This window comes from Gryllotalpicola sp. (assembly GCF_027352875.1).
Lineage (GTDB): Bacteria > Actinomycetota > Actinomycetes > Actinomycetales > Microbacteriaceae > Gryllotalpicola.
The window spans coordinates 1-6,166 of the sequence record NZ_DAIEII010000071.1; the positions used below are offsets into that span (position 1 = coordinate 1).

A 6,166-nucleotide genomic window follows, 5' to 3' on the forward strand; every position below is an offset into this window, starting at 1 on the left:
TGCTGACCTGCCAGTTCGGGCCGTCGGTGCGAAAGGCGAAGGTCAATGCGGTGCTCGTCGGAGACGAGCAGGCGGCGATGTGGATACCCCTTCTCGACCGGATAGCGAACGCCGCGGGAATCCGGTTCACGACCTACCTCCACGCCTCATGCCCGATCACCGCCGATCCGCGCTCGGCGGGTGCGGAGTCTTCGACGTGTCGCGACTGGCGCGACGCGGTGATCGGAAAGCTCGACTCGGGCACGCAGAAAGTCATCGTCACCGGCGGTGGCGGGGAAGGCGCCGGCGCACAATCTGCTGAGGCGGCGAAGGCCGAGGCGGACGGCTCTGCCGCTCTGTGGCGCGGGTGGCTGGCGAAAGGTCGGCAGGTCGTCGCCATCGGCGCAGTGCCCGCACTGCCCTTCGATGTCGACGCGTGCATCGTGGACCACCTGGCGCAGCCGGACCCCTGCACCGTGCCGGCGGCGCAGGCGCCGGCGGATGCGCTCGCCCTGGCGGCCACGCAGATCTCGTCGAAGCGCTTCTCCTATCTCGACATGCGCTCGATCTTCTGCGACGACGTGCTCTGCCATTCGGTGGTCGGAGGACTCGTCGCCTACCGCGACGGCACGCAGCTGAAGTCGTCCTTCACCCTCACGGCGGCATCGAAATTCGCCAGCGTCCCGGCGTTCGAGCCGCTCGTGCCCAAGCCCAAGCCCAAGTACCGACGCACGGCGTCGCCGCATCGCATTGCGCGATAGCCCTGTCAGTAGAGTCGTGCTGAGATGAACCCCGCGCTCGAGCGATTCCTGTTCCAGAACTACAAGTGGGCCACCCACCTCGGTTGGCTGCTCGCCGACCTGATGCCGCCGATCGTCCGCTTCGCGGCCTTCGCGATCCTCATGAAGCGGTTCGGCCGAGGCAGCGCGGTCGGATACGGCACGCGCATCAACTACCTGCGCAAAGTGTCGGTCGGCCGGTTCACGGGCTTCGGCGATCAGTGCCTCGTCCTCAACAGCCACTACATCGAGGGGATCGGCCTCAGCATCGGCGACCGCTGCGAGATCAGCCCCCGGGTGAGTTTCATCATGGCCGGCCACGACACGTCGAAACCCGATCTCCCGCACACCGGCGGCCGGATCGTGCTCGAGGAGGAGTGCTGGGTCGGCGCGGGCGCCACCATCGTCGCGGAGGGCAGGACCGTCACCATCGGCCGTGGGGCGATCGTCGCGGCGGGGAGCGTGGTCACGAAGGACGTCGAGCCGATGGTCGTCGTCGGCGGCGTCCCGGCGCGGAAGATCCGCGATCGGACCCCAGGGGATTCGCCGAACCGCAGTGGCCCGGGCCAGATGCCCTAGCTGAGGAACCCCCTCAGCAGGGCGGCGGTACCGCCGAGGTGCTCGGCCATCGCCGCCTCGGCCGCCTCGGCCTGGCCGGTGAGGATGGCACCGACGATGCGCGCATGCTGCTCGTCGGAGTGCGCGATGTTGCGAGGCAGCAGCGGGATGTCGTCGAGCAGCCCGTTGACGCGCATCCGGGCGTCCGCGAAGAGCGGCACGAGCGACGGCGCCCCGGCGAGCTCGCCGATGGTGAGGTGCAGGCGCGAGTCGAGGCGGCGGTAGTCGGCGGGCTCGGCGGCACGGCTCTCCTCGAAGGCCTGCCAGAGTCGCTCGCGCTCGGGCGCGCTCAGCGCCCGGCCGGCCGCGAGCCGCACCGCGCCGAGCTCGAGCACTTCGCGCACGGCGAGCGCATCGTCGATCGCCTCAGCGGTGAACGCCGGGCGCGGATGGTCGTGGGCGAGGCGCGCGGCATCCGCCGGCACCTCGTCGGCGACGAAGGTGCCGCCGTAGCGTCCGCGCCGCGACACGAGGTAGGCGGCGTCGGCGAGCGACGCGATCGCGTCGCGTAGCGTGTCGCGGCTCACCCCGAGGCGGATGGCGAGCTCGCGCTCGCTGGGCAGCCGCTCGCCCGGCGCGACCGCGCCGAGGCGGATCATCTGCAGCAGCCGCTGCACTGTCTCCTCGAAGGCGTTGCCGCCGCGCAGCGGCCGCAGCAGGGATTCGCCGGCGGAATCCGTCATAGCGGAGTGACATAGGCCGCCGAGATGCCGCCGTCCACCAGGAACGTCGACCCGGTGATGAAGGACGCGTCATCGCTCGCGAGGAACGCCACCGCCGCAGCCAGCTCCTCGGCGTGCGCGAAGCGGCCGACGGGGATGTGGACGAGCCGGCGGGCGGCGCGCTCCGGGTCCTTCGCGAAGAGCTCCTGCAGCAGCGGCGTGTTCACCGGCCCCGGGCACAGCGCGTTGACGCGGATGCCCTGACGCGCGAACTGCACCCCGAGCTCGCGGCTCATGGCGAGCACGCCGCCCTTCGAGGCGGTGTACGAGATCTGCGAGGTGGCCGAGCCGAGCACCGCGACGAACGAAGCGGTGTTGATGATCGAGCCGCGCTGCTGCTTCACCATGTGGCGCAGCGCCGCCCGCGAGCAGAGGTAGACCGATGTGAGGTTGACGTCCTGCACCCGCTGCCAGGCGGGCAGCTCGGTCGTCTCGATGGAATCGTCATCGGGCGGCGAGATGCCCGCGTTGTTGAAGGCCACGTCGACGCTGCCGTAGGTGTCGGCGGCGAGGTCGAAGAGGTGGTCGACCTGCTCTTCGTCGGTGACGTCGGTGGCGCAGAACAGCCCGTCGACGAGGTCGGCGGCCGCCTGGCCGGCGGCCCGGTCGACGTCGGCGACGACGACCTTCGCGCCTTCGGCGGCCAGCCGTCTGGCGGTCGCGAGGCCGATGCCGCTGCCGCCGCCGGTGATGACGGCGACCCGCCCGGCGAGGCGCTGCGTGAGGTCGATGGGGGTGATGCTCATTGCGCTCCGATCGCGATGAAGACGTTCTTGGTCTCGGTGAACGACAGCGGCGCGTCGGGGCCGAGCTCGCGGCCGAGACCCGATTGCTTGACGCCGCCGAACGGCGTCGTGTAGCGCACCGACGAGTGGGAGTTCACGCTCAGCGTCCCCGCCTCGACGGCGCGCGAGACGCGGAGGGCGCGGTCGAGGCTCTGCGTCCAGATCGAGCCGCTGAGGCCATAGGCGGACGAGTTGGCCAGGCGGATGGCATCCGCCTCGTCGTCGAACGGCAGCACGGCGACGACCGGCCCGAAGATCTCGTCGACGACGGTGCGATCGGTCTCCGACCGCGGCGTGAGCACGGTCGGCGGGAACCAGAAGCCGGGTCCGCTCGGCGCCGAGCCGCGGAAGGCGACTTCGGTGTCGTCGGGCACGTAGGAGGCGACCTTGTCGAAGTGCGGCTTCGAGACGAGCGGGCCCATCTCGGTCGCGGAATCCGCCGGGTCGCCGACGACGAACCGCTTCACGGCGGGCTCGAGCAGCTCCATGAACCGGTCGTAGGCCGAGCGCTCGACGAGCAGGCGGGTGCGGGCGCAGCAGTCCTGGCCCGAGTTGTCGAACACGGCGTACGGCGCGGTCGCCGCCGCCTTCTCGAGGTCGCTGTCGGCGAAGACGATGTTCGCGCTCTTGCCGCCGAGCTCGAGCGTGACGTGCTTCACCTGGGCGGCGGCCTTCGCCATGATCGAGCGGCCGGTGAGCGTCGAGCCGGTGAAGACGATCTTGCGCACCTCCGGATGCGTCACGAGCCGGTCGCCGGCGACCCGGCCCTCGCCCGGCAGCACCTGGAACAGGCCCTCCGGCAGGCCGGACTGCAGGCCGAGCTCGGCAAGGCGCAGCGAGGTGAGCGGCGTCCACTCGGCCGGCTTGAGCACCACGGCGTTGCCCGCCGCCAGCGCCGGCGCGAAGCCCCACGAGGCGATCGTCATGGGGAAGTTCCACGGCGTGATGACGCCGACGACCCCGATGGGCTCGAGGAAGGTGACGTCGAGACCGCCCGCTACCGGGATCTGCTTTCCGATGAGGCGCTCCGGCGCCGCCGAGTAGTACTGCAGCACCTGCGCGACGTGCGCGGCCTCGCCGCGCGCGTTGCCGATGGGATGCCCCGAGTTGCGCACCTCGAGCAGGGCGAGGTTCTCGACGTCGGCCTCGACCGCTGCGGCGAAGCGCCGCAGCGCTGCCGCGCGGTCGGCGGGGGTCCACGCCGCCCAGAGCTTCTGCGCGGTGACGGCGCGCTCGATCGCGGCATCCGTCTGCTCGACGTCGAAGGCCTCGATCTCGGAGATCACGGTCTCGTCGGAGGGGTTGACGATGGTCAGCGTCGTCACGCGGGCACCTCTCTCTGCGCGGTTCTTCCCGCCGCGAACTCCTGCGCGGCGGCGATGAGCGAGTCGAAGAGCCTGACGTCCTCGCTGTTCTGCTCGGGATGCCACTGCACGGCGATGCCGAACGGGACCCCGTCGAGCTCGACGGCCTCGACCACGCCGTCGTCCGAGCGGGCGGTCACGCGCAATCCGGTGCCGACCTCGTCGATCGCCTGGTGGTGATAGACGTCGCCGACGAGGGAATCGCCGACGATGGTGTGCAGTGCGGAATCCGGCTCGACCGCGACGGCGACCTGGGCGAACTCGCCACCGCCGGGCTGGTACCTGACCGACCCGACGACGTCCGGCAGGTGCTGGTGCAGCGTGCCGCCGCGCAGCACGTTGAGCACCTGGGCGCCGCGGCAGATCGCGAGGAACGGGGTGCCCGTCTCGATCGCGGCCTCGAGCAGCGCGGAATCCCAGTCGTCGCGCAGCGGTTGCGGCCGGTCGGTCTCGACGTGCGCCTCCCGGCCGTAACGTGCCGGGTCGACGTCGACCCCACCGGCGATGAGCAGGCCGTCGAGGCGCGCGATCACCGCGCGCGCCACGCCGTCGTGCAGCGGCTGCGGTGCGAGCAGCACGGGGATGCCGCCGCCCGCGGTGACCCCGTCGAGGTAGACCTTGGGCAGGAAGGCGGCCTCGACGTCCCACACGCCCGATTGCGAGCGCTGCAGATACGTCGTCACGCCGATGAGCGGTCGATCAGAGACGTTCGAAGCCACGCACCCGCTCCCAGTCCGTGACGGCGGCGTCGAAGGCACTGAGCTCGACGCGCGCGTTGTTGAGGTAGTGGTCGACGACCGCGTCGCCGAAGGCCGAGCGGGCCACCGCCGACTGCGAGAACAGCTCGGCCGCCTCGCGCAGCGTCGACGGCACCGCGGCGACATCGGCCTGGTAGGCGTTGCCGGCGAACGGCTCGCCCGGCTCGAGCTCGTTCTCGATGCCGTGGATGCCGGCCGCGATGAGCGCCGCGACGGCGAGGTACTGGTTGACGTCGCCGCCCGGCACGCGGTTCTCGACGCGCATCGAGGCGCCGTGGCCGACGACGCGCAGTGCGCAGGTGCGGTTGTCGAGGCCCCACGCGACGGCGGTCGGCGCGAACGAGCCGTCCTGGTAGCGCTTGTAGGAGTTGATGTTCGGCGCGTACATGAGGGTGAGCTCCCGCATCGCGGCGAGCTGGCCGCCGAGGAAGTGCCGGAACAGCGTCGACATCCCCAGCGGGTCGGCCTGGTCGGCGAACACCGCCTCACCCGAGGCCGCGCGCAGTGAGATGTGGATGTGGCAGGAGTTGCCCTCGCGCTCGTTGAACTTGGCCATGAACGTCAGGCTCTGGCCGTGGGCGGCCGCGATCTCCTTGGCGCCGTTCTTGTAGATGGAGTGGTTGTCGCAGGTCGTCAGCGCGTCGGCATAGCGGAAGGCGATCTCCTGCTGGCCGAAGTTGCACTCGCCCTTGACGCCCTCGCAGTACATTCCCGCGCCGTCCATCGCGACGCGGATGTCATGCAGCAGCGGCTCCATGCGGGTGGATGCCGCGAGCGCGTAGTCGACGTTGTAGTCGGTCGCCGGGATGAGGTCGCGGTAGCCCTTCTTCCAGGCATCCCGGTAGGAATCCTCGAACACGATGAACTCGAGCTCGGTGCCGACGAAGGCCGTCAGCCCCATGTCGGCGAGACGCTTCACCTGCGTCTTGAGGATCTCGCGCGGCGACTGGACGACGGGTTCGCCGTCGGGCCAGTTGAGGTTCGCGGTGACGATCGCGGTCTTGACGAGCCAGGGAGCGGCGCGCAGCGTCGCGAGGTCGGCGTTCATCACCATGTCGCCGTAGCCGCGCTCCCACGACGAGATGGCGTAGCCGCCGACGGTGTTCATCTCGACGTCGACGGCGAGCAGGTAATTGCAGCACTCGGCGCCGTGCGCTGCGA

General features: G+C 70.6%; 7 protein-coding genes. 2 read left to right on the top strand and 5 right to left on the bottom strand.

Translation table 11 applies throughout. The annotated features are described in order from the left end of the window. On the top strand, positions 1 to 740 hold a 740-nt coding region (locus M7D61_RS08590; RefSeq protein WP_298229537.1), incomplete at its 5' end, for an SGNH hydrolase domain-containing protein. Positions 741 to 764: 24 nt separating this feature from the next. Continuing rightward, positions 765 to 1,337 carry an acyltransferase gene (locus M7D61_RS08595; RefSeq protein ID WP_298229539.1) on the top strand — a complete coding sequence of 191 codons (573 nt, stop codon included), beginning with the start codon at positions 765 to 767 and terminating at the stop codon, positions 1,335 to 1,337. Here M7D61_RS08595 and M7D61_RS08600 read toward each other — a convergent pair. The 5 genes from M7D61_RS08600 to M7D61_RS08620 form a co-directional block, all read right to left on the bottom strand. Next, entirely contained in the window at positions 1,334 to 2,059 is a 726-nt protein-coding gene (locus tag M7D61_RS08600) for an FCD domain-containing protein (RefSeq protein WP_298229541.1), read from the bottom strand. The genes M7D61_RS08595 and M7D61_RS08600 overlap by 4 nt on opposite strands. Further along, on the bottom strand, positions 2,056 to 2,844 hold the full coding sequence (locus M7D61_RS08605) for a 3-oxoacyl-ACP reductase (RefSeq protein ID WP_298229542.1): 789 nt from the start codon (positions 2,842 to 2,844) through the stop codon (positions 2,056 to 2,058). Before M7D61_RS08605 ends, M7D61_RS08600 begins: the two co-directional genes overlap by 4 nt. Beyond that, on the bottom strand, positions 2,841 to 4,208 hold the full coding sequence (locus M7D61_RS08610; protein ID WP_298229544.1) for an aldehyde dehydrogenase family protein: 1,368 nt from the start codon (positions 4,206 to 4,208) through the stop codon (positions 2,841 to 2,843). Before M7D61_RS08610 ends, M7D61_RS08605 begins: the two co-directional genes overlap by 4 nt. Next, entirely contained in the window at positions 4,205 to 4,966 is a 762-nt protein-coding gene (locus M7D61_RS08615) for a gamma-glutamyl-gamma-aminobutyrate hydrolase family protein (RefSeq protein ID WP_298229545.1), read from the bottom strand. The genes M7D61_RS08610 and M7D61_RS08615 overlap by 4 nt, the downstream gene beginning before the upstream one ends. After that, on the bottom strand, positions 4,947 to 6,166 hold a 1,220-nt coding region (locus M7D61_RS08620; protein ID WP_298229546.1), incomplete at its 5' end, for a glutamine synthetase family protein. The genes M7D61_RS08615 and M7D61_RS08620, both read right to left, overlap by 20 nt.

Coding starts and splice junctions, on each gene's coding strand:
- M7D61_RS08595 (WP_298229539.1), top strand. CDS start 765: ATGAACCCCGCGCTCGAGCGATTCCTGTTCCAGAACTACAAGTGGGCC.
- M7D61_RS08600 (WP_298229541.1), bottom strand. CDS start 2,059: ATGACGGATTCCGCCGGCGAATCCCTGCTGCGGCCGCTGCGCGGCGGC.
- M7D61_RS08605 (WP_298229542.1), bottom strand. CDS start 2,844: ATGAGCATCACCCCCATCGACCTCACGCAGCGCCTCGCCGGGCGGGTC.